Source organism: uncultured Sphingomonas sp. (assembly GCF_964235535.1).
In the GTDB taxonomy this organism is placed as follows: Bacteria; Pseudomonadota; Alphaproteobacteria; order Sphingomonadales; family Sphingomonadaceae; genus Sphingomonas.
On record NZ_CAXSBH010000052.1, the window covers coordinates 1 to 21,682 of the forward strand.

General features: G+C 66.0%; 22 protein-coding genes. 7 read left to right on the forward strand and 15 right to left on the reverse strand.

Annotation, left to right across the window (positions count from 1 at the left end; all coding sequences use genetic code 11):
• Positions 1–14: 14 nt before the first annotated feature.
• The 3 genes from ACFE7F_RS13145 to ACFE7F_RS13155 are packed head-to-tail and all read right to left on the reverse strand — an operon-like array spanning position 15 to position 4,175.
• A complete protein-coding gene (locus ACFE7F_RS13145; protein ID WP_375404306.1) occupies positions 15–1,421 on the reverse strand; it encodes a TolC family protein in 1,407 nt (468 codons plus the stop codon).
• Positions 1,418–2,494, reverse strand: a complete 1,077-nt coding sequence (locus tag ACFE7F_RS13150) for an efflux RND transporter periplasmic adaptor subunit (RefSeq protein ID WP_375404307.1) — start codon at positions 2,492–2,494, stop codon at positions 1,418–1,420. The genes ACFE7F_RS13145 and ACFE7F_RS13150 overlap by 4 nt, the downstream gene beginning before the upstream one ends.
• Entirely contained in the window at positions 2,478–4,175 is a 1,698-nt protein-coding gene (locus tag ACFE7F_RS13155; protein ID WP_375404308.1) for an ABC transporter ATP-binding protein, read from the reverse strand. The genes ACFE7F_RS13150 and ACFE7F_RS13155 overlap by 17 nt, the downstream gene beginning before the upstream one ends.
• Positions 4,176–4,293: 118 nt before the next feature.
• Between ACFE7F_RS13155 and ACFE7F_RS13160 the strand changes: the two genes are divergently transcribed.
• Both ACFE7F_RS13160 and ACFE7F_RS13165 read left to right on the forward strand, forming a co-directional pair.
• Complete coding sequence (locus ACFE7F_RS13160) at positions 4,294–5,208, forward strand: hydrogen peroxide-inducible genes activator (protein WP_375404309.1); 915 nt, start codon at positions 4,294–4,296, stop codon at positions 5,206–5,208.
• Positions 5,209–5,503: 295 nt separating this feature from the next.
• Positions 5,504–6,115: a tyrosine-type recombinase/integrase gene (locus ACFE7F_RS13165; RefSeq protein WP_375404310.1), complete on the forward strand. Its 612-nt coding sequence runs from the start codon at positions 5,504–5,506 to the stop codon at positions 6,113–6,115.
• Positions 6,116–6,339: 224 nt separating this feature from the next.
• Here ACFE7F_RS13165 and ACFE7F_RS13170 read toward each other — a convergent pair whose 3' ends face one another.
• The 9 genes from ACFE7F_RS13170 to ACFE7F_RS13210 all read right to left on the reverse strand — a co-directional run bounded on the left by ACFE7F_RS13170 (position 6,340) and on the right by ACFE7F_RS13210 (position 15,915).
• On the reverse strand, positions 6,340–6,864 hold the full coding sequence (locus ACFE7F_RS13170; protein ID WP_375404311.1) for a hypothetical protein: 525 nt from the start codon (positions 6,862–6,864) through the stop codon (positions 6,340–6,342).
• Positions 6,861–8,108 (reverse strand): metallophosphoesterase, encoded by a 1,248-nt coding sequence (locus tag ACFE7F_RS13175; RefSeq protein ID WP_375404312.1) that lies wholly within the window; start codon positions 8,106–8,108, stop codon positions 6,861–6,863. The genes ACFE7F_RS13170 and ACFE7F_RS13175 overlap by 4 nt, the downstream gene beginning before the upstream one ends.
• A complete protein-coding gene (locus ACFE7F_RS13180) occupies positions 8,105–9,436 on the reverse strand; it encodes a serine/threonine protein kinase (RefSeq protein ID WP_375404313.1) in 1,332 nt (443 codons plus the stop codon). The genes ACFE7F_RS13175 and ACFE7F_RS13180 overlap by 4 nt, the downstream gene beginning before the upstream one ends.
• A 29-nt stretch (positions 9,437–9,465) precedes the next feature.
• Positions 9,466–10,521, reverse strand: coding sequence for a vWA domain-containing protein (locus ACFE7F_RS13185; protein WP_375404314.1), 1,056 nt, complete (start codon positions 10,519–10,521; stop codon positions 9,466–9,468).
• 111 nt (positions 10,522–10,632) lie between these two features.
• On the reverse strand, positions 10,633–11,535 hold the full coding sequence (locus tag ACFE7F_RS13190) for an alpha/beta fold hydrolase (protein WP_375404315.1): 903 nt from the start codon (positions 11,533–11,535) through the stop codon (positions 10,633–10,635).
• A gap of 171 nt (positions 11,536–11,706) precedes the next feature.
• Entirely contained in the window at positions 11,707–12,465 is a 759-nt protein-coding gene (locus tag ACFE7F_RS13195; RefSeq protein ID WP_375404316.1) for a DUF72 domain-containing protein, read from the reverse strand.
• Between the two features lie 540 nt (positions 12,466–13,005).
• Positions 13,006–13,791, reverse strand: coding sequence for an MBL fold metallo-hydrolase (locus ACFE7F_RS13200; RefSeq protein WP_375404317.1), 786 nt, complete (start codon positions 13,789–13,791; stop codon positions 13,006–13,008).
• Entirely contained in the window at positions 13,773–15,035 is a 1,263-nt protein-coding gene (locus ACFE7F_RS13205) for an MFS transporter (protein ID WP_375404318.1), read from the reverse strand. Before ACFE7F_RS13205 ends, ACFE7F_RS13200 begins: the two co-directional genes overlap by 19 nt.
• Before the next feature lie 19 nt (positions 15,036–15,054).
• Positions 15,055–15,915: an SDR family oxidoreductase gene (locus ACFE7F_RS13210; protein WP_375404319.1), complete on the reverse strand. Its 861-nt coding sequence runs from the start codon at positions 15,913–15,915 to the stop codon at positions 15,055–15,057.
• A 110-nt stretch (positions 15,916–16,025) separates the two neighbouring features.
• Between ACFE7F_RS13210 and ACFE7F_RS13215 the strand changes: the two genes are divergently transcribed.
• On the forward strand, positions 16,026–16,403 hold the full coding sequence (locus ACFE7F_RS13215) for a winged helix-turn-helix transcriptional regulator (protein WP_375404320.1): 378 nt from the start codon (positions 16,026–16,028) through the stop codon (positions 16,401–16,403).
• Between the two features lie 252 nt (positions 16,404–16,655).
• A complete protein-coding gene (rpsU, locus tag ACFE7F_RS13220) occupies positions 16,656–16,856 on the forward strand; it encodes a 30S ribosomal protein S21 (protein WP_375404327.1) in 201 nt (66 codons plus the stop codon).
• Between the two features lie 91 nt (positions 16,857–16,947).
• Here rpsU and ACFE7F_RS13225 read toward each other — a convergent pair whose 3' ends face one another.
• Positions 16,948–17,847 carry a cupin domain-containing protein gene (locus tag ACFE7F_RS13225; RefSeq protein WP_375404321.1) on the reverse strand — a complete coding sequence of 300 codons (900 nt, stop codon included), beginning with the start codon at positions 17,845–17,847 and terminating at the stop codon, positions 16,948–16,950.
• A gap of 93 nt (positions 17,848–17,940) precedes the next feature.
• On the opposite strand from ACFE7F_RS13225, the gene ACFE7F_RS13230 reads away from it, so the two are divergent.
• Positions 17,941–18,687, forward strand: coding sequence for an SDR family oxidoreductase (locus tag ACFE7F_RS13230; protein ID WP_375404322.1), 747 nt, complete (start codon positions 17,941–17,943; stop codon positions 18,685–18,687).
• A 79-nt stretch (positions 18,688–18,766) separates the two neighbouring features.
• Here ACFE7F_RS13230 and ACFE7F_RS13235 read toward each other — a convergent pair whose 3' ends face one another.
• The gene (locus ACFE7F_RS13235; protein WP_375404323.1) at positions 18,767–19,246 is read right to left on the reverse strand and encodes an Rrf2 family transcriptional regulator; all 480 of its coding nucleotides are present in this window, start codon (positions 19,244–19,246) and stop codon (positions 18,767–18,769) included.
• 87 nt (positions 19,247–19,333) lie between these two features.
• On the opposite strand from ACFE7F_RS13235, the gene ACFE7F_RS13240 reads away from it, so the two are divergent.
• Positions 19,334–20,113, forward strand: a complete 780-nt coding sequence (locus tag ACFE7F_RS13240; RefSeq protein ID WP_375404324.1) for a class I SAM-dependent methyltransferase — start codon at positions 19,334–19,336, stop codon at positions 20,111–20,113.
• A gap of 234 nt (positions 20,114–20,347) precedes the next feature.
• Positions 20,348–20,773: an ACT domain-containing protein gene (locus ACFE7F_RS13245; RefSeq protein ID WP_375404325.1), complete on the forward strand. Its 426-nt coding sequence runs from the start codon at positions 20,348–20,350 to the stop codon at positions 20,771–20,773.
• Between the two features lie 128 nt (positions 20,774–20,901).
• Here the strand turns inward: ACFE7F_RS13245 and ACFE7F_RS13250 are convergent.
• Positions 20,902–21,682 (reverse strand): phosphatase PAP2 family protein (locus ACFE7F_RS13250; RefSeq protein WP_375404326.1); only part of this gene is annotated, 781 nt, incomplete at its 5' end.

Here is a 21,682-nt window from a genome sequence, read left to right on the forward strand (position 1 = left end):
CTGAGCATGTCGGCTTAAGGGCTTGCTTCACCGTCAAGTCGCAGCAACGCTCGGTTAGCCGTCGCGCTCGCCAAGTCGGCGGCGGCTAGAGCGGCCCTGGCCTGGGCGTCGAGCGCACGCACGCGGGCGTCCGTGCCGGCCTCCTCGCGCAGATTGAGCACGAAGAAGTCGCTGGCACCGAGCTGGAACCGCCGTCGTTCCGCAGCGGCCATGCGATCCGCAAGCTCGGCCTCCTGCGCGGCGAGTGTCGCCGTCCGCTCCGCCCCATCGACCGCGATGACGATACCCCGAACCTCCACCGCGATCTGGTCGGTGATCAAGCGTTCGCGCGTGCGCAGCCCGTCGATCTCGGCGCGAACCTCGGCGATGCGGCCTTTTGCTTGACGGCGCTGGAGCGGAACGGAGAAGCGCACGCCCGCGATCACCTCCTCGCCATTTCGCGAAAGCCCGCCCGGCCCGGCGCCGCCGATGTCGTAGGCGAGCTCGCCGCGCAGATCGAGCCGGGGCTTCAGCTCGTTCTCGGCAAGCGCCAGCCTGACCTGCGACTGGTCGACGCGCACGGACATCGTTCGCAGGTCGGGTCGGTCAACAGGTCCGACCGGTCGCGGCACCCGGAACTCGGGTAGGCTCGCCGGCAGAAGGTCCGAAGTCGGCGTAACCCGTCCGCCATCAGCATCGCGCAGGAAAAACGACAAAGCGTTGGCAGCCGCCTCGAACTCCTGCTCGGTCCGAACCACCAGCGTGCGGCGGCGGACGATGTTCTGCTCGTTCTCGGTCAGGAGGATCTGGGGTCGCGCACCGAGCTCGACCTGCCGCGCGATGCCGCCGCGTCGATCGTCGGCCAGGCTCAGCAGCGACCGATAGGCCCGCAGGCGCAGACCCGCCGCGACCCAGTTTTGATATGCGGCGATCGCGCGGCCTTGCACGCCGATCGCCACCATCTCGTGCTCGAGCCGTGCCACATCGATGTCCCTCGCCGCGATCGCAGTGCGGCCGCGCCGATCGTCGATCGCGCGGTCGCGGAGGAGCGAGAACAGCCCGCCGATCTTCATCTCGCCCAGCCGGTCGGTATAGGCACGGTCCTCGTATATGGGGAACGCGCCGCGCGAGACGCGGTAGCCGCCATAAAGCTGGCCGCCATTGCCCGTCAGCGGTCGCGTCGCGCGACCCTCGGCGTAAGTCCCGTCGTAAAAGCCTGCGACCCGGCTCTGTGCATCGACATCGAACACGGTGTCGAACGCACCCTGGGCCGCAAGCGTGCGTCCCTCGGCCTGGCGCACCCGGGTCAGCGCCTCCACGATCTGCGGCGCATGCGCGGCGGAAGAGCGCAGCACCTCGTTTAGCAGGAGCGGGCGCGCCTCCTGTGCCGCGACCCCCGCAGATGATGACAGCAGCAGGACAAGGAGAGTCCGGACGATCACTTCGCCTTGCCCGCTTTAAGCACAGCCGCATCCTCGTCTTTGGCAGACGCGTCTTTCGCCCGTCCCTGCAGCTCGCCGAACTCCAGCGGGAAATCGTTCAACTGCCGCCATAATTCGTAGCCGACCGACACCGTCTCCATCTGGACCCAGCCGCGCACCTTTGCGCCCAGCCGGGCGAAGCGCCGGTCAGGCCAAGCCGGCTTGCCGGGCATCGGCTCGACAAGCAGCCGGAACAGTCCGGTCGGGCTCGCGGTCGGGTCGATCCCGCGCACCCGGCCGTCGAACAGCCCTTGCGCCACCGACGGCCAGCCGCTGAACTGGATGGCGGGCCAGCCCTCGAATTCCAGTCGGACCGGCTGGCCGAGCCGGACCAGCGCCACATCGCGGCCGTCGACGAACAGCTCGACCGCGCGCTCGATCCGCTCGGGCGCGACTACGGCGAGTACGGTGCCCGGCGAGATCAGCGCACCACCCGCGGCGGCGTTGATCTGCTGGATACGCCCGTCGCGGGGCGCGCGGACAAGCTGCGCCGACTGGCGGTTGATCTGGACGTCGACGCGGTTGAGCTTGGCGCGCGCCTCCGCCAGCTTGGCCGTGCTGTCCGCCACCTTGATCTGCGCCTGTTCCAGGTCGCGACGCGCGACCAGCCCCTCAGCGAGCAATTGACGGGTGCGGCCGACGTCTATGTCCGCCACCGATTGACCTTGGCGCACGGCCGCGATCTCCGCCTCTACCTGCGCGCGTTCGGCTCCGAGCCGCGAAAGCAGGCCTGGGTCGACATCGACCACGCGCGCGATCGGGTCGCCCCGGTCCACATGTTGGCCGTCCCGGACGTACCATCGCTCGACCCGACCCGCGATCAGCGCGGACACGTCCTGGTTGCGGTCGCCGGGATCGAGCGCCGCGACCTGCCCGTCGCCGATCGCGGTCTGCACCCACGGCATGTAGACCATGATGACGGCCGACAGCGCGACACCGATCGCGATCATCCAGGCGAGCGCCACGGCGATCCGGGGCGGACGCATTCGCGCCAACGTCGGGAAGTGCGAGAGGTGGTCAGGCCGGTACGGCATGCGCGCCCTCCCGTCGCCGGATGAAAGCGTCCAGTTCCGCCAGGCTTGCAAAGCGGGGCTGCGCATCCCGGCCGAGATGCATCCAACCGTCCAGCGCGAACGCGCCCGGACGGCCCGTGCAGAGCAGGACGGTGGTGCTCGATTCCTGCATCCGGCGCAGCGCGTCGGCCAGCCTCTCGGTCGGCATCACGTCGAACAACGGCGACAGCACCAGCACCCGGGGACGCGCGAGCAGCGCATTGGCGAGCTTCAGCTCCATGACCTCGCCAACCGTCAAGGGCCAGCCCGACGAGGCCAAGGACGTGTCCAGCCCGTCGGCCAGGCTGGTGATGCGCCCGCCGAGACCCACGGCATCGAGCGCGTCGAGCATCGCCGCGGCGGTCGCGCCGGGCGCGGCGAGCGACAGGTATTCCCGGATCGTGACCTCCACGATGGTCGGCCGGTCGAGGACGATGACCTCCGACCGCAGCAGGTACATGTCGAGCCCGCCCAGATCCGATCCGCCGACGGTCACCAATCCGTGCTCGGGCAAGGCGTGGCGCTTCAGCAGCCGCGCCAGCGAGCGGTCCATGCCGGGTTCGGGAACGGTAACCAGCCGCTCGCCGGGTGCGAGCGCGAAATCGAAACGCGCACCCTCCAGCGTGACCTCGCGTAGGCGGACCGACCCGTCGCGGGGCCCCGCTCCGCCCGCCACAGGCACACTTTCCTGGGGTATGGCGAACAGCAGCGACAACTCTTCGGCGGAAGCGACCAGGTCGTAGAAGGTGTCAAGATACCAGCCGAGCTGCGATATGCCGTAGAACACGCCCGAAAGGATCAGTTCGGCCGCGACGAGTTGCCCGACCGACAGCTCGCCCGCGAGGATCAGGTTGCCCCCGAGCGCGAGCAGCGCCGCCGACGCCAGCGCGTAAAGCAAAAGGCAGCTGAGGGTCTGGGCGAAGCTGTAACGGAAATAGCGCCGGTGCCGGTCTACATAGGTGGCGGTCATCGCCTCCGACCGATCCATCGCGAACCCCAGATGCCTGCTCGATTTGTAGAAGCCGTTGGAGCCGCCGACGCTCTCGATCCATCGGGCGGCGTCGTACTTCGCGTGCGACAGCGCCACTGCCGTCGTGAGCGATCCACGCGACCAGATTAGCCAGATTAGCAGCAGAGCGAGTAGTAGAATGACGTTGAAGGCCAGGAAGAACGGGTGGTAGAAACTGGTCACCGCCAGCCCGACCGCCGATTGTAGGATGATGGTGAAGCCGCCGATCAATAGGCTGGGCACCGCCTTCTGCACGACGCCAAGATCGAAATAGCGGTTGAAAAGATCACTACGCCCGGCGTCGCCGAAAAACGGGTCGCACGCATGGACGGCCCGGATCGTGATCTCCGCCACCACGCGCGCGAACACCCGCCGCTCGAACAGTGCCATCAGGTGAGCGCGAAACGCGCTGAGCACCGCGACGAGAAGCAACAGCCCGAATAGCACGCCCGATAAGGTCCAAAGCTGCGCGGGCAACGCCGTATGCGCCACGCTGTTGATGAGCAGTTGGACGGAAATCGGCGTCGCCAGCGACAGCAGGCTGATCGCGACCCCGTACACGGCCGCAAGGCGCAGGTAGGCGGCGTCCGGCCCTACGATCTCCACCAGCCACCGCGCCGCATCCCGCAATCCGACCCGTTGTATTGCGGCCATTGATTTTCCCACCTCCTACGCACGTCGATGCGTCAGGCTCGGACTTTACCGGGGTGTCGTTGCGCCAGGCTAATCGATAGCGTTACCGTATGTCGATAGGCTGTGGTTATATCCCGACATGCCCACGCTCCGGCAACTCGAATATCTTTTGGCGCTCGCGGATACCGGGTCGTTCGCGCAGGCCGCCCGCCTCGCGAATGTCTCCCAACCAGCGCTGAGCCAACAGGTGAAGGCTTTGGAGGATCGGCTCGGCGTCAAGCTGCTCGACCGCTCTTCGACCGGCGCGATCCTGACACCGATCGGTCGTAGTGTAGCGGCAAAGGCGCGAAAGGTCCTGAGCGAAGTGCGCGATATCAAGGCGCTCACCAAGAGCGCCGCGACCGGACTGACCGGCACGCTTCGGTTAGGCACCACCCCCACACTCGGGCCCTATCTGCTGTCGCCGATCATCGCCGAACTCCACCGCGTGGCACCCGGGCTGCGGCTTTACGTCCGTGAGGGCATTCCTGACACACAAGCTCTGGCCCTGTCTCGCGGCGATCTCGACGTGCTGCTGGGTCCGTTGCCGATCGCGGGCGACGATCTGGAAATCGAGCCGTTGTTCCGCGAACCACTCCATCTCGTCAGTGCCGTCGACGGCGAGCTCGCGACGGGTCGCGCGGTCGAGGCAGGCGCGCTGGCCGGTCAGACACTGCTGTCGCTCGACACGCGCCATCACCTGCACCGCCAGACGAGCGAGCTCGCCGCTCGTTACGGCATGTCGCTCAGCCCCGACTATGAAGGCACCAGCCTCGACAGCCTCCACCAGATGGTCGCCAGTGGGCTGGGATTAACGGTGCTGCCCGCCCTTTACCTCGCCTCGGATGTCGGTGGGTCTGCGGGACTTGCAATCCTCGATATCGTCGATTGGAAAGCGCATCGCTCGATCGCGCTGGCGTGGCGGCGTGGGTCGAGCACCGAAGCGGGTCTGCGCGTTGTCGCCGATCACGTTCGTGAGTCCGGTCGACGAATGCTGACGAACAGCCGGTCGTAGCTGAAACGTACATAGCCGAAGCTGGCCGCTTCTCGCTCGGGACTTCAAACGACTAAGCTGTCAGTTGTCGTCCTTATAAGTTCACTCTTGTTTCGTCCAATCTCCCAGATCTTCCGTTAGCGGAAGCGCGCGAAGTTTGATTCCATGTCCTAAAGATAAAAGATGCGAAGATGCTCCGGCTGTGTCCGGGTGAGCTAGGTACAGGAACACTGCGTACACCGTCATACTTGCTAAGGGTTGATCGGTAGAAACGTGCTGCGTCTCGGCGGCTAAGCCTGCTCTGTGGAGGTAAGCAATGGGCCACTCGTCACTCGATCCTGCGTTTCAAGAACGAGTGCTGGGTGCCAAGCGCGCGCTTAAACAACAGCAAGTATGGGCGATCCGGTTCTGGCTGGACCAGTATCGGCGGCCACGGGACCGGGCACTGTTCGACTTCGCGATCGACAGCAAGCTGCGCGGCTGCAACGTGGTGAAAGCACGCATCGGCGATAGTGTATCGGGCGGGCGGGTCCGAAACCGGGCAATCGTCGTCCAACAGAAAATCAAGCGACCGGTTCAGTTCGAGTCGACGGAGGAGGCGCGGAAGACGATGCGTGCGTGGCTGGAGCGCCGGGGCGGAACGCTCAATGACTACGTCTTTCCGAGCCGGAACGACTATATGGCTCACACGAGCACGCGGCAGTATGCCCGCCTGGTCCACGAGTGGGTCGTAGGCATCGGCCTTCAGCCTCACGAGTATGCAACTCACTCGCTTCGGCGCACAAAAGCGTCCATTATACACAAGGCTACGGGTAATCTTCGCGCGGTCCAGATCCTCCTCGGCCATGCCAAGATCGAGAGCACGGTGCGCTATCTCGGTGTCGACGTGGAGGACGCTCTGGAGCTGGCAGAGCGCACGGAAGTCTGAGCGGACCCAGAGCCGGACACTTAGGCCGCCCTTGATGGCTTCCCGAACCGGACATCCGTTCATGTGCCAGTCGTGGGCCTCTGCTCGCCAGGAGCGAGTGAGCTGGCCGCATGAAGGCGAAAGCAGCTACAAGGTCTGCTCCGACCCCTCCGCGAGGTTGCATCTCAAATCTGTCGATATAGACCGAGACTAGGCCGAAGCCTTCCTGCCCGCGCTCGGCGGCGCTAGACCAATTGCAGGATCGCGCCGCCTAGAAGCAGCGGCCCAATGATGAAGATGGCGAAAGCTAGGACCAGCAGCCAGAGAACCATCTTCATGCAGCCGCCGCCGCGCGGCCGGCTATCCGGGTCCGGGCGTACCGTCCGGATCCTGCCTGCTCCGGACGCCATGGTCAGGAGCTCGAGAAGCCTGCGTTCCATGACCCTGCGCTCGGCAACCGGCTCGTCCTCGCGATACGTCACTGGATCAGGGTCGTGCGGGCCGGACAGATCGATGGGGGCTCGTCGGGTAGGCGGCGTCGGCGCGGGACTGATCCGACGTGGCGGAACAGCGGTGTCGATCGGTGGAGCGACGACAGCCACATCGCCGAAGCTGGCGCCGCACCGAGGACAATGCTCGCCGTCGAGCCAAACGCCCGGCTGGTGGTTCGTGCAGAAGTACAGGACCTGCGCTTCGTGACAGGCATCGCATTCGCCCGGCGACGGCTGCGCGGTTCCGCAGTTCGAGCAACGGAGGGCGACTCCGCTCACGATCCAACCTCCTCGCCGCAAGCGGGCGCGACAGCTTCGGCGAGGGGCTTGGGAAACACTGCCGTAACGATCTCGGCGGGGATATGGAGTCGGTGAACTTGCGGCAGCGCCCCCTCGACATGGCGCGCGAGCGTGGGAGTTCGAACGTAGGGTCCGAACGACTCCCGCGGCAGACGGCGCGAGAGCGCCATCGTCGTGAGCACCGGATATTTCCAATAGGCTGGGTACGCAACGTAGCGTTCCTCAACGTGATCATGTCCGCGGACCATGTGCGTTACCGGCCGGCCTAGCTGCTTGCTCAGCTCGCAAAAGGCGGCAAAGTCCTCATGGCCGAACTGGCTTCCACGGGTGAACCGATTCGGCAGCTTTCGCTTGGCGGTCGGATGGGCACGCGTCCACGCGAAGTCGGACAGGCACGCCGGATCGTTCCAGTCGCCAGTCTCGGCGAGCTGGGCGTGCAAGTCGGAAAGCGGGAACCCGGCGTGGGCGACCAGCAGTCCGTCGGGGAGGAACAACGCCCGGGGCGCCTGGGCGAAGAACCGGACCGCCAACTTGCCCGCGCGCTCGATCCATTCATGCGCGAGGTTCGCGTTGAGGAAGTCCGCGAAGTCGCTTGGCGATACGCTCGAGGAAAACCGGTTGCCGTCGTACGACAGAGCCTCGTCATGATTGCCGACGACCACGCAGACGCGCTCGGGCGCTGCGAGGATCAGCTCGAACACGCGCAGGAGAACCTCGAGCCCCATGCCTTCGTCGTCGAAGAGGTCGCCGAGGAAGATGATTCGGGAAGGACCGTGCTCAAGCTCGGCAGGTCGTGCGTCTATCAACGCCAACGCAGCCTCGAGTGCCAGAAGGTCGCCGTGGAGATCCCCTATGATCCAGACCGGCACCTCGGGACTGAGGTCACATACCTGTATCGCGCGATCCGCCGCGTTGGCCCGGTCGGAGTCGAACAGTAACCCCGGCCCGTCCGCCCGGTCGAGCAGCGCCTCGAACGCCTCCACCGTGCCACGCATCCGCGACCGTATGGCCCGGGGATCGACTGACCGACGAACCGCGACCCAATCCAGATTCTCGACATCGACGACCGGAAGCATCGAGATGGTCCGGGGCACCTCGGCCGCCTCCGAAAGATCGGGGCCGATGATCGAGCCTTCTGTCCCGGATAGCGTCTCCTTCGAAATTGGCGGATCGGGCGTCGCCGAGTCCGGCACGGCACCGGCTTCCTCATGCTCGCCGATCATGCCGCGCCTACGGTGAGCGGAAGCTTGGCGAGACCCTTCGCCTCGTTGCCGACGGCGATGAGATCGCCCTGGCTGAGCACGCGCGCCGACGTGGAGGCGCGGCCGTTTATCAGGGTCTGGTTCGTGGTCGCACCCGCACCCGTCACGATCCACCGGCCGTCGGCGGCGCGTTCGATCACGCACTGCCTCTCGTCCCAATAATCGGCCTCGGGACCGAATTGCCGAACCAGTGCTTTGCCCAGCTCGGTACGAACACGGATGCTCAACGACTTGCCGCCCGGCCCGGTCAGCAACAGGGCGGCCGACGTCAGGGGAGCGCGTACAGGTGCTTTAGGGGCGGCGGGGCTAACGGGCCTTGGCGCGGCTGTCGCAGGCGCTGTACGTACGACGGGCGGTTTCTCGACGGGCTTCCGGTCGCGGCCACTTAGAACGGCTCGCAGTTCGCTGGCCGTCGGACGCTTCGCAGGGTCGGGAGACAGGCACCGATGAAGCGTCGAACTTACCTCCGCATTATCGGCCGGCCACGGCATCTGTCCCAGCAGCGCCGGAGGGCTCGCCGCATAGCCCTGCACCGATCGCGCATAGTCCGCCTGATCCTCCGACCAGTAGGGATGTCGACCGGTCAGCAGTTCGTAGAGGATCAGCCCGCAGGTGAAGACGTCGGACGCCAGAACGGGTACCGACCCTCGGGTCAGGTGCTCGGGCGATCGGTAATTGTCGGTTCCGACATAACCCTGATAGCCGTGCCAGGGAGGTTTCCGGTCGGCGAGCACGGAAAAATCCATGTCGATCAGCTTCAGCTGGAACTCGGCCGCGATCGTGGGATCCTCGATCAGGTACGCGTTGGCCGGCTTCAGGTCCGCATGGACGATCTTCACCTCGTGCAGAGCCGCGACGCCCGCGACCAGGACCTTGGCCCAGGTGACGTGGCGTGCCCAGACCGCGGGATCGCTCGTGGGTGCCTTTCCGGTCAGGCGATGGCTGTCGCGTTCCTTGTCGAGCACCTGTTGCAGATCGGCCCCGTTCTCGACGAACTGATAGGCCTGGAAATAGCAGGGACCGCCCCAGACCTCCTCGAATGCGTCAACCTGGGCGACCGCGAAATTGTCGGCCTTGCCCCGGACGACCCGAGCGGACAGCTCGCGTTGATAGGCGACAAAATCTTTGTACCAGACCACGGTCGGCGCGGGCGATTTATACTGTTTGAAGAAAACCTTGCGACCGTCGGGCCCGACTGCCCCGTAAGAGATGGCCATCATGCCGGGGCCGAACACCTTCGTGATGCGGTAGCCCCGGACACGGTCGCCGACCTTGAACTTCTTGGCCATGTCGTGCCCTTAAAGCCGGGCTCGACGCGTCAAAGCGCGACGGTCTCGGCCGAGCGCGAGACGCTGGCGGCGAGCTGCTTGAGCGTGTTGCGGAAGTTGACGGGGTCCGAGGTGAATTTCTGCAGAGCCTCCTGCGCGTTCAGGCCCTCGAACTCCACGACCTCCCATTCCGACTTGTCGATTTGGCTCAGGCGGTCGTAGCCCTCGAAATTGGGGGCGAACACGCTCAGGATGATCCGGTTCGCCATTACGACGTTGGCGACATCCTGGAGCGAGCCGCCCTTGGCTTCGGGGATGCTCATCGTCTCCTTGAACGACGCGTCGGTGAAAACGACCACCACCCGCGCTGCGTCACTCCGATACCGCCATTTAGTCGCCTCGACGGTCTGCGATCCCTTCGGGCTCGCTTCCATCGTGGCCACTTTATAGAGGGTGTCGAGCAGCGATTCGGGCTCGTCGCCGCCTCCGTTTGCGCTGAGGCCCCCGAGCTGCGCCTTCAATGCCGCCGTGTCGCGCACGAACTCGTTGTCGACCATCCAGGGCAGCCCTTCGGCCTCGGCGCTCTCCAGGTCGCGGTAGCCGACGACCTTGGCGCGCCAGTCCTTCACGGGCGGCGCGTTGTTAGCGTCGCCGCCGCTGAGCGAATTCACGAAAGTCTCGATATTCTGCCGGAGCGCGTCGATGCACGGAGCCATGCTGCCGCTAACATCGACAACGAACACGATGTCCGCAACCCCTTTGGTTTTGCCCCGCGCCTGCGGAACCGGAGAGGCCATCGCAATGCCGGCGACGCCCTGGTCGTCGGGCGAACTCTCCAAGGGCACCTCTCCTACGGGCTCGGCAGAGGCCGCGGCTGCTCCCTCAAGAATCGGATCGAGCGAGGTCGCGGGGACCGCCTCGGGAGCCAGGTCAGTGCCGGCTATGTCGGGAACGGCGGTCGTATCCTCATTGGTGCTCATATTCATGCTCCGGTGCGGCCGCCGATGCGAAGCCGATTCGACGTTACGCAGATTAACGAGACCCGGTGGCGCAAGTTCCGGCGGCTGCGGACCGGTGCTCCGGTCAACGTCGTGCGCGACGATCATTCCGTATGAAACCAGTATCACGACCGCCATCCAATGAGGATGGCAGCCGTTCGAACATGCGACACCATAGCCGCGTCAGATGAGCACGCTGTCGCGAGCTGGCGCGCGCGCCTATTTAACGCGGCGCGCTACGTCACCGACTGCAGCGGCGACCTGCTCCGGCACGGCGTAGTGAAACAAGTGACCTTGCCCAGGGATCATGCGCAGCTCGGCGCCGTCAATCTCCTCAACAAGGCGCTCGGCGTGCTTGTCGACATGCGCGATGAGATCACCCTCGCCCGCCATGACGATGATCGGCAGGGTCAACTCGGCGTAGCGGCGACTTAGCGCGACGGCCCCCGGCACCATCATTGCAGTATCAGCTGCGGTCGCGTGCACCTGCGACGGACGCAACGTCATCGCGATCGGGAAGCTTGCGAACTTGTCAGACACGGGAGCGGGCGAGAAGCTTGCCTTTACCGCCACCGGCCCGATCAGCAGGCCGGATAGCGGCGACACCGTATGCGCCATGAGATCGCCGATGACAGGGATGGCGGGCATGGACGCGGGCACGACATCCGGGCGCGCCGTTCCGTAATAATAACCCGACAGCAGCACGAGACCGGAAACGAGTTCCGGATGGTCGAGCGCCATCGCGAGCGCGACCATCGTGCCCCAGCTGTGCCCGACGATCACCGCACGCTCAACCCCGATCTGCTTCATCGCCTGCGCGATCAAGTCCGCCTGAGCAGCCGGCGTCCACAGGCGCGAGCGCGGTCGATCGCTGTAGCCGAAGCCTGGCCGGTCGAAGGCGATGACCCGGTGCTTTTCCGCCGCATGGTCAAGGACGCCGCTGACTGTATAATCCTGAAGCATGACGCCGTTGCCGTGGAGGAGGACAACAGCGGGTCCTTCGCCCCGGTCCACATAGTGCAGCCGGACGCCGTCGACCTCGACGAACAAGCCTACAGGTGGTGTCCGAGCCTCGGCACGACGGGCGTTGGCGCGGTTGAATACGGCGCTGCCGGCCAGCATCGCCACTGCGCTTCCAGCAACCAGCCAGCCGCGGTTTTGGCTGGCAAAGCGCGCCCAGGAGCGTGAAAGCTCGCCTGTTTGCAAATTATCTTCACATGATTTGGCGTTAGTCTGTTTTGTCATGTCGCCTCAACCGTTGTGCAGTGCACAAAGTTGCTCGGCGGCGCTCTCTTAGGTCGACGTCCTGAGTTCTGGCGGGTCGGAGCCGTCCAGTATCGCGCTCAGCTCCAAGGCGTTCGCGGTCGCCGCACTCGAGGCGGTGTTGTCGAAGATGCACCAGCACTCGCCCCTCGGCCCGTCGCTCGACCGCAAGCGGCCTGCGAGTTTGCGAAGCGCAGCGTCCCCGTAAGCCGAATAGTAGGTTCGCGGCGAACCATGCAGCCGATGATACTGGAGCCTCGACCAGCCGCCGGGCCGGTTCCCTCCCGCCACCAGCACCGGGTCCGCCGCAACCCGCGCGACTTGGTGCAACACGAGACATGCGTCCGCCTCGTCCGTGAACCACGTCGCGTGCCGCGGCTCGCAGACGATCCCGACATCCAAGTGACGTCGGAGCAGACGGAGGAAGTCGTCAGCTACATCGATGTCGAAAGTCAGGCTGGGCGGCAGCTGCACCAGCACCACGGCCAGCTTCTCACCCAGTCCTGCGACCTCGCGCGAGAAGGCCGCGAGAAGATCGTCGACCGCCACCAGGCGTCGAACGTGCGTGATTGCCTTTGGCAGCTTGACCGAAAACCGAAACCCAGCCGGCACCGCCGCCGCCCAGCGCAGGTACGTGCCGACGCGGTGAGGACGATGAAATGACGAATTGATCTCAACCGCGGAAAAGCGCTGGGCGTAGCGCTCCAGATGCGATCCTGCGCTCGGGAACTCCCATCCCATGGCGGACGGGATCGACCAGCCCGCCGTGCCGAGTAGGATCCTGCTCACCACTTCCTGACCTATTGCGTCATGCATTGATGCTCAACTCGCCGCAACGGACTGCAGGGGCCACAGAGACGTGTGAAGCGAGCTTTCGATTAGAATGTCCCTGTAGCCGGCAGTCCCGAGGTGTGAGTAGTCTTTGCGCTGACTACCTGACCCACAAGCCGCGGTTCGAAGCGCTATTCTGACCTTCCAGCTTCGGTCATCCGTTCATCTGAATTGAGCGACCCCGTTTGGTGAGCCGGACCAGCCGTCTGGCGTCATGCGATGGCACGGGAGCGTTCGTCGGCGTTGCGGTGTCCGCGTGGGCGTCGCGGCAAGCTTAGCAGCCGCTGCTGTTTGCGCGAACGCAATGCGAACGAACGGGATCGTATACGCACGGACTTCTGCCCGACCCTGGGAGTGGCGGACCCGGACTCGATAACGCAGACAACTGGGCGAGCTACGCTCAGCATGGAGGAGCGGCCGACTGAACGGTCGATCCTCTGAACGGCTTTAAGGAGCACCTAGGTTGATCGCGCGGCGCGTCACCGCGCGATCGGTCCTTCAGCCCACCTCGCACCAATCCCCCGGCTGCATCAGCACGACCTCGACGCCAGCAGGCTCGGCTGCGGCATGCAGTCGCCCGACGGGGTCGTCGGTCTCTATGTAAGCCGGCGGGTGATGAAGAGCGCCGTAGTGGATGGGCGTGACCGACCTCGCCCCGAGCATCCGAGCGGCCTTGACCGCTTCTTCAGGCATCATCACCGCTTCCTGATCGCGCGGAGGCTGTAGAAACGGGAAGTCGACGGATGCCCCGTTGATGGGCAGGAAAGCGACGTCGAACGGGCCGAAGCGCCGGGCGATGCGCCACCAATAGGCGTGGAACAGCGTGTCGCCGCAATGGATGATCCGCTTGCCGTCACTCTCGACGACCCAGCTCAGCTGGGGGTCGCCGAAGCCATCGACCGCGGGCACGGTGTGAAGCGTGAACGGACCCACCTCGATGGTCGTCCAGCCGTCCACGATCCGGCTGTCGAGTGCGACCTGCCCGAACGCCGCCTCCGCGTGCGCGGTCAGCTCCAGGTCGGGTCCAGTGCCCGATACCGGCACCGGCCGGAACACCGGCGCGCCGTCGCGCAAGGCGGCGGCGAGCGCGGTCGGGTCCGCGTGGTCGGCGTGCAAATGGGTGAGCAGGCCCGCGACGGCGCTTGCCGGGGTCGACGCTCGCGGGAATGGCTGGTGCGCGTCGCGCAGTGGCAAGTCGGCCGTATCCTGAATGTAGTCGATCAGCAGCGTGTCGCCGCCCTGCTCGACCTCGATGCCTGCCCAGCCTAGCCGTCGTGTACGCACAGTGGTTCTCCTGGTGTGTCGTGAAAAATGATTGTTCCGGCGGGCGGCAGCGCTCCGCGGCGCGATGCTCGCGCGTTCGTGACCATTGCCGTCGCCCAGATCGCAAAGCCGCCGAGCGCCAGCGCGCAACCCACCCAGCCGGTCGAGGTCCACCCGTACCCGCCCGCAATGGCGAGCCCGCCGAGCCATGGCCCGAGTGCGTTGGCGACGTTGAAGGCGGCATGGTTGAGCGACGCGGCGAGGCCCTGCGCCGTGCCCGCCACGTCCATTAGCCGGGTCTGGAGCAAGCTGCCGAGGGCGCCGCCCATGCCGATCGCGAGCACCGCCAGCGACACGGACCAGAGATCGCCCGCCGCGATCGTGAATAGGGCAAGCGCGCCCGCGCTCCATAACAGCAGCCCGCCGACGGCCGGCATCAGGGCGCGGTCGGCGAAGCGGGGCACCACCAAGTTGCCCAGCGTCATGCCGACACCGAATACCGCGAGGACGACCGGCAACGTCGCCGGTCCGGCCCGCGTCACCGCAAGGAGCGTGGGGGTGAGATAGGTGTAGACCGCGAACAGCCCGCCGAAGCCGACCGCGCCGATCGCCAGCGTCAACCAGACCTGCGCGTTGCGTAGCGCGTCGAATTCCCGCAGCGGACTAGCTTCGGGCGCCGGCCCGTCGCGAGGGACGACCAACCCCAGCGCTACGCACGTGAGCAGCGCCAGCAGAGAAACCGCGGCGAAGCCCCAGCGCCAGCCGAGCAGCTGACCGAGCGCGTTGGCGAGCGGGACGCCGAGGATCGTGGCCGTGGTCAGGCCCAGCATGACGCGCCCGACAGCTCGCGTCCGTCGCTCGACGGGAACCAGCGACGCCGCAACGAGCGCGGCGGTGCCGAAATACGCCCCATGCGGAAAGCCGCTCGCGAACCGGGCGAGCAGCAACCATCCATAGGTCGGCGCCAGCGCGCTAGCGGCGTTGCCGATGGCGAACGTCGCCATGAGCACCAGCAGCAGCGTGCGTCGTGACGCCCGGGCCGACAAGACCGCGAGCAGCGGCGCGCCGATCACGACGCCGAGCGCATAGGCGCTGACGACGTGCCCGGCGGTCGGCTGGTCGATGCCGAGCCCGCGCGCGAAGAACGGCAGCAGGCTCATGGTCGCGAACTCGGCCGTTCCGATCGCGAAGCCGCCGATCGCCAGGGCGAGATGGACGACTCCGACAGACCACCCGCTGCCGCTTTTTTGGAGTGTTCGCGACACCACGCCTACCCTTGGTCTGCTAGCGCCCGGCGTTCTGGCTCAGGGCTGCGGCGACGGTGGCCGAGAGCGGGGTCGTCGGCCGCCCGATCAAACTTGAGAGCTGTCGACCCTGGTCGAACAGCGCGTCGTGTGAGGCGTCGACCTCCCACCCGGCCAGGGTGCGGGCGAACGGGCCCGGCACGCCCGCCGCCGTCAGTGCCGCCGCATACTCCGCCTCGGGAAGGTCGCGATACGGGATGTCGCGCCCGATCTGGCGGGACAGCTCGGCAGCGAGGTCGGCGAGCGTGAAGGCGTCGTCGCCCGCCAACTCGTACACCGCACCGTTATGGCCGTCGGCCGTCGCCACAACCGCGAGCGCCTCGGCATAGTCCGCCCTGCTCGCCGCGGAGATCCTACCGGCACCCGAGCTGCCGATCCAGGCGTCGTTCGCCAGCGCCGGAGCGACCGAGCCCATGTAGTTCTCCGTATACCAGCCGTTGCGCAGGATCGTGTATGGCAGGCCCGACGCCCTGATCGCGGCTTCGGTCGGGACGTGCTCGGTCGCAACCGAAAGCGGCGACGTATCGGCGTGCAGCACGCTCGTGTAGACGATCCGTTCGACGCCGGCATCGCGCGCGGCCTCGATCACGTTGCGATGCTGGGCGACCCGCTTGCCGATCTCGCTCGACGAGATGAACGCCAGTGTGTCGACACCGGCCAGGGCGGTCGCGAGTGTAGTGGCGTTGTCGTAATCGAACGCGCGTTCCGAAACTTTCGCATCCGTGATTCTGCCCGGCGTTCGGACGAGCGCGATAATCTCGTCGCCTGCCGTCCTTGTCTTCAAGGCGTGGAGCGCGAGCCTGCCGAGCTGGCCGCTGGCTCCGGTTACCGCGATGGTCATGGTCCGTCCTTCCCGCTGTGATGACGGCAAGATGGACCACTTGCTTACCACCCGTAAGTACGCACATAGACGTAAGCATGGAAAAAACTCTGTCTGCTGAACCCACCACCTTGTCCGACAAGCTTCGGCGCGGCGACCTGATGGCCGCCGACTGCCCGTCGCGGGAGGTGCTGCGGCACCTGACCAGCCGCTGGGGCGTGCTGGTACTGATCGCGCTTCGCGACGGAACGCGACGGTTCAGCGAGCTGCGGCGAACGGTCGGCGGCGTGAACGAGCGCATGCTCGCGCAGACGCTGCAATGGCTGGAGGCGGACGGGATGGTCGACCGGGTCGCTTTCAAGGTTGTGCCGCCGCACGTGGAATACACGCTGACCGTGCTCGGCGTTCAGGCGGCGGAGAAGGTCGGCGCTCTCGCTGATTGGATCGAGGTCAATATGCCAGACATTGCCGTGCAGTGGAAACGCCGGGCGAGGGGCGACGAGGCCTGAAGCTGATAGTCATCTAGGCTACGGTCGGACCGGGTTTTGCAGATCGGACCATCGGGCTCGACCGGTTCTGCAGCGCGTCGTCGCAGAAACGTGGCCGGTCGAATCGACTCAGTCTCGGCCATTCATGATGTGATCCCGGCTACTCAACTCCGGTCGCTCATTCATCCGCCACTTCTCGTCTCGTGTAGCTACCGCCGGTAGCCTATTAGATGAGCTTCATGCCCGCTCTCCTGTCGTCAGAAGTCGAGAAAAATCCAGATTATCGTTCGCGACAACAACGTCGATCAGGCGCTCCGCGCGTTGAAAAAGAAGCTACAGCGCGAGGGCGTCTACCGCGAGATGAAGCTTTGTCGGCACTACGAGAAGCCCTCCGAAAAGAGAGCGCGCGAGCACGCAGCGGCTGTTAGCCGGGCCCGGAAGGCCGATCGTAAGCAAGCTGAGCGAGATCGCTGACACTCGGGCGATGAAACCCACCACCGGACGGTCAGGGCCGCTTCTCCGCTCCCGGACTCAGACGTTCGTTCAGCTGGATTCGCCGCCGCGTTCACGCCCCCTGTTGGCGCGCGTAGAGGCGGGGCGGCGTGCCGACATGGCGCGCGAAGGCGACGCTGAAGGTGCTCGACGAGCCGTAGCCGACGCGGCCTGCGATCTCGGCGACGGACGCTTGTCCATGCTCCAACAGTTGCTTCGCCAGCACCATGCGCCAGTGCAGCAGATACTCCATCGGCGCCATGCCGACCGCTTGGCGGAAGCGATCGAAGAAGGCCGAGCGCGACATGGCCGCCGCGCGCGCGAGGTCAGCGACCGTCCATGGCGCGGTCGGCTGCTCATGGATTTGCCGGATCGCCGTCGCGACCCGATCGTCGCCGAGACCACGGAGGATGCCGCACGGAAAGTGAGGACCGGACGAGCGCAGCGCTTCGATGAACAGCACCTCCATCAGCCGCGCCAGGACCACATCGCGCGCCGCGCGCGCCCCGCGGGACTCCTCCACCGCAATCTGGATAAGCGTGGTCAGGCGTCCTTCGCCGCGCGCATGGATCAGTGACGGGAGCAACGTGACCAGCAACGCCGCATCGGTTGAGCCGAAGGTGCAGTAGCCAACCAGCATGCGGACATCCGGCTCGGCCATAGAATCGCCCAGGCGGAAGACGTTCGGGCGCACCTCGATCGGCACGCTGCTCAACCCGCGGGACGGCGCGGGTGCGGTGCTGGAGGAGGTGAAGTCGTAGGCGGCCGGTATCAGGACGAAGTCGCCGGCCGACACCAGCAGCGGCTCGCGGCCGTGCACCTCCAGTCGGATCGTGCCCTCCAGCACGGCGCAGAAGAAAGGCCTGCCCTCTTCCGATCGGGGGATGCGCCACGCACCCGCGCCCTCGACAAGCTTTGCGAAGGACAGATCGGGCTGCAGCAGGCCGACGACCTGGGCCAGGGGATCGCTCATCGCTGGACGCTCGCTAATAAAAGGCGGACGGGCGAGGGTAGGATGTCCGGGCTCGATGTCCACCTTTCTCCGGGTCAGCAACAGGAGAAAACCATGCCCACCATCATGATCACCGGATGCTCCTCGGGCTTCGGCCTGGAGACGGCCCGTCACTTCGCCGACAAGGGGTGGAACGTCATCGCCACCATGCGCTCGCCGCGCGAGGATGCGGTGTCCCCGTCCGACCGCATCCGGGTGCTCCCGCTCGACGTCACCGACGCCGCCAGCATTGCCGACGCCGTTGCCGCGGCGGGGCCGATCGACGCGCTCGTCAACAACGCTGGTATCGGCTTCCTCAACGCGCTAGAGGGCACGCCGATGGAGACCGTCCGTGCCATCTTCGAGACCAACACGCTCGGCACCATCGCACTAATTCAGGCCGTGCTGCCGCAGATGCGCGAGCGCCGCGCCGGCGTGATCGTCAACGTGACCTCGTCCGTCACGTACAAGCCGCTGCCGCTCCTGTCCGTCTACACCGCCAGCAAGGCTGCGGTGAACGCGTTCTCAGCCAGCGTCGCGCTGGAACTTGAGCCGTTCGGCGTCCGCGTGCGGGTGGTCCGGCCGGGACGAGCGCCCGAAACCAGCTTCAGCGACAATGCGCGGGCGCGGATGGGGAGCGGCTTCCCCGAGCCTTACGCCGAGCTCGTCCAGCAGGTCTTCGCTCGCTTCGAACAGGATACAGGACCCGTCACCTCCGCCGAAGATGTAGCCCAGGCGATCTGGCGAGCTGTCACCGACGAGAGTTCTCCCGCGGACTTCCCCGCCGGAGCGGATGCGGTCGCCTGGTTACAGGGTAGCTGAGACGGAGCGGGCCGGCAGGTATGCATTCCTGTCGGCCCTAGCCGTTCACTACTGGAAGAACTCGCAATCCTCTCTCGACCTAGCCGGATACACGGCGCGTCGCAGAGGAGTCAGGATGGCCGAGCCGGATTCCGGCGGCACGGCATCGAGCGTCGAAGTTCCGAGCCAGTCCCGCGACACTTACCGAGTCAAGCCTCGCGATCAGCAAGGCCTCCGCATCACGCAAGGCGTCCTCGAGAGCCTGATTGACGACCTTCTCAACCGCGCACTCCGGGTCCGCATGTTCGCTGCCGATCGCGAAGATGCGCGGGCCACCCACCGCACGGTGAACATCCAGCAGCGAAAGCGTTTCTAGGTTCGCGGCGATGACCCAGCCGCCACCATGTCCTTTTTCCGACCGCACGTAGCCCGCGTCGCGCAAGCCCGCCATCGTGCGGCGGACCACCACTGCGTTCGTGCCCAGCATTCGCGCAATGGCCTCCGAGGTGATCGCGCCGTCGTGCCGCGCCATATGGAGCAGGACGTGGAGCATTCGGGACAGGCGGTTATCGCTTCGCACGGTGTGGACCTTTGCACACGAACCGCAGTTGGCAAGTGGATCAGCTCACGATACTGTTGATGTTACATGAGTTGTGGAGCGTGAGTCATGCGAGAGTTTGAGAACCCGGATCACTGGGACAAAGCTGCGCGGCACTACGAACAAACCGCCCACCCGTTCACCGCGCTTTACGCGGAGAGCGCGCTCGCCCGAGTGCCGCTCGGACCAGATGATCGCGTGCTCGACGTGGCGGCGGGCACCGGCGCGCTGGCGTTCGCGGCGGCGCGTACCGGCGCGCAGGTGCTTGCGACCGACTTCTCGCCCGGCATGGTCGCCCGCATCGCGGAGGCGGGGCTGCCTAATGTCGAGGCGCGGGTCATGGACGGGCAGGCGCTGGACCTGCCAGACGCGGGCTTTGACGCGGTGTTCTCCATTTTCGGGGTCATCATGTTCCCCGACTGGCGAAAGGGGCTGGCCGAGATGGCGAGGGTTACGCGCCCGGCCGGGGTCGGCGTGGTAGCGACGTGGCAGGACCGCGGCGCGGCGACCTTTCTGCTGCTCGGTCAGATCCGCCGAAAGCTGTTTCCGGAACGCGAGGGCGTGGCGATGCCCGAGGCGGTAAAGGCGCTGAGCGATCCAGTAAACTTCGCGCGCGAACTGACCGCGGCGGGGTACCGGAATCCGGACATCGAGCATGTCACCCGCGATTACGAATTCGCCGTTGCAGCGCTTGCCGAGCCCGACACGCTATTCGGTATGTCACCCGACTGGACCAGCCTGAACGACGCGGAGAGGGCAGCGGTGGTCATCGAGGTGCGACAAATGGCGGGTGCGCGGTCGGTGCTTCCAATCGCGTCCACCGCGCTGATAGCCGTCGCGCGACGCTGACACCTCGGTTCAGCGACGGGCCGGTTCTGGCGCGGACGAACCAAGCCAGCTACTTGTATATTTTAGCCGATCAGAACTTCGCGTCAGAAACCCGCTGCCGATTGGGCGACTGCCAGGCAGTCTCGAGTTGGCATCTGGCGGTTCGCCATCGCTGGACACACGAGCGCCGCGTTGTCGAGAGTGACAGGTTGCTACCAGCTCGGATAAGGGTGCTTTGGGGAGGCCGGGTGCGAGATGACACATGTTCTGGTGCGCGAGCGACACGCCATGCTCGCGGGGATGACGCCCACCCTCAAGGAGGGCCGCTACTTCTTCTGCACTACCGGGGATACGACGATCCCGGCGGCCTTGGCGAATAGATGTCTGGCGCTGTTTCGTGAGGACGAAGGCACGGCGCTGGTTCTGACCGAACAGGATGCGCGTGAATATGCACTCGACCTGTCGATGCCCATGTCGCGGATCGTGCTGGAAGTCTTCTCCGCCCTCGACGGCGTCGGCCTGACGGCTGGCGTCGCAACGGCGTTGGCCGATCAGGGCATCCCTTGCAACATGGTCGCCGCGTACTATCATGACCACATGTTTGTTCCAGAACCGATGGCGCACCGGGCGATCGAGATCCTCACCGATCTGCAGCGCAGGTCTGGCTCGACGGAGATCTGATCCGCGCATCGGCGCGACCGGGCAGCTTGCGTCCGTACGGTCGAATTCCACCCGATAGCTTATCGGCGGCTTGACCCACAAGCGGCTGCTCAGCGCGTCCGAGCAGCTGCGCGAAACCGGACGATCATTCATGTTTCGGGTTTCGGCCTAGTCTGGCTGTTCCGGACATCGGCAAGCTCCGCTCGAGCGACGTCCATGTCGCGCCGGAATTCGGCCGAGCCGTGCAACCGCGCGACCAGCACCGTCCCGGCCATGTACCCCGTCTCGACCGCGCTGCGCGAATGCGACCCGCAGACCGAGCGGCTTTCCCCGAACTCGCGCCCCCGCCGCAGGATCGCGGTCGCTCGGCTAGGCATCAGCTCGGCCAATACGAGCGCCGTTGCCCAACCAGAACTCGCATGGCCGGACGGATAGTCGCCGTTTCCCGCCAGATGCGCGGTCTTCGGTTCGCAGATCGGCTGATTTATGCCCAAATACGGGCGCGGGCTCGCGAAGCGGCGCTTGGCGCGCCCGACCATGTCGCCGTCGCTCATCCGCTCGAGCACGCGCGCCAACGCGGGCGCCGACCGGGCACTCAACCGTGTCCCGATCGCCTCGGCGAATATGTCGAACCGGTCCGCCTTCACGTCGGCCGTCGCCAGCCTCCAGCGCCCCGTGCCGACGAGGGCGCGCGTCTTAATGAACGCCCTGCGGTCCGCGACCGCCTGCGCCGATCCGGGGGCGGCCGGCGGGGGCAGGATCGTCACCAGGTCGGGCATGTCGGCCGGCAGGAGGTAATCGCGCGGCGCGTCGGCCGCGCCGAGCAGGGCCAGCGCCATAAGGGAGGCGGCGATCTTCACCTGGGTCTCTCCGACAGGTCGCCGCAGCCCGTGGGCCGACGGACGGGGTTGCAGCGCGCGGTTGCGGAAA

Excerpts from the sequence above, each read along its gene's own strand:
- ACFE7F_RS13150 (WP_375404307.1), bottom strand. The coding sequence starts at position 2,494 with ATGCCGTACCGGCCTGACCACCTCTCGCACTTCCCGACGTTGGCGCGA.
- ACFE7F_RS13155 (WP_375404308.1), bottom strand. The coding sequence starts at position 4,175 with ATGGCCGCAATACAACGGGTCGGATTGCGGGATGCGGCGCGGTGGCTG.
- ACFE7F_RS13160 (WP_375404309.1), top strand. The coding sequence starts at position 4,294 with ATGCCCACGCTCCGGCAACTCGAATATCTTTTGGCGCTCGCGGATACC.
- ACFE7F_RS13165 (WP_375404310.1), top strand. The coding sequence starts at position 5,504 with ATGGGCCACTCGTCACTCGATCCTGCGTTTCAAGAACGAGTGCTGGGT.
- ACFE7F_RS13175 (WP_375404312.1), bottom strand. The coding sequence starts at position 8,108 with ATGATCGGCGAGCATGAGGAAGCCGGTGCCGTGCCGGACTCGGCGACG.
- ACFE7F_RS13180 (WP_375404313.1), bottom strand. The coding sequence starts at position 9,436 with ATGGCCAAGAAGTTCAAGGTCGGCGACCGTGTCCGGGGCTACCGCATC.
- ACFE7F_RS13185 (WP_375404314.1), bottom strand. The coding sequence starts at position 10,521 with ATGATCGTCGCGCACGACGTTGACCGGAGCACCGGTCCGCAGCCGCCG.
- ACFE7F_RS13190 (WP_375404315.1), bottom strand. The coding sequence starts at position 11,535 with ATGCTGGCCGGCAGCGCCGTATTCAACCGCGCCAACGCCCGTCGTGCC.
- ACFE7F_RS13210 (WP_375404319.1), bottom strand. The coding sequence starts at position 15,915 with ATGACCATCGCGGTAACCGGAGCCAGCGGCCAGCTCGGCAGGCTCGCG.
- ACFE7F_RS13225 (WP_375404321.1), bottom strand. The coding sequence starts at position 17,847 with ATGAGCGATCCCCTGGCCCAGGTCGTCGGCCTGCTGCAGCCCGATCTG.
- ACFE7F_RS13230 (WP_375404322.1), top strand. The coding sequence starts at position 17,941 with ATGCCCACCATCATGATCACCGGATGCTCCTCGGGCTTCGGCCTGGAG.
- ACFE7F_RS13240 (WP_375404324.1), top strand. The coding sequence starts at position 19,334 with ATGCGAGAGTTTGAGAACCCGGATCACTGGGACAAAGCTGCGCGGCAC.
- ACFE7F_RS13245 (WP_375404325.1), top strand. The coding sequence starts at position 20,348 with ATGACACATGTTCTGGTGCGCGAGCGACACGCCATGCTCGCGGGGATG.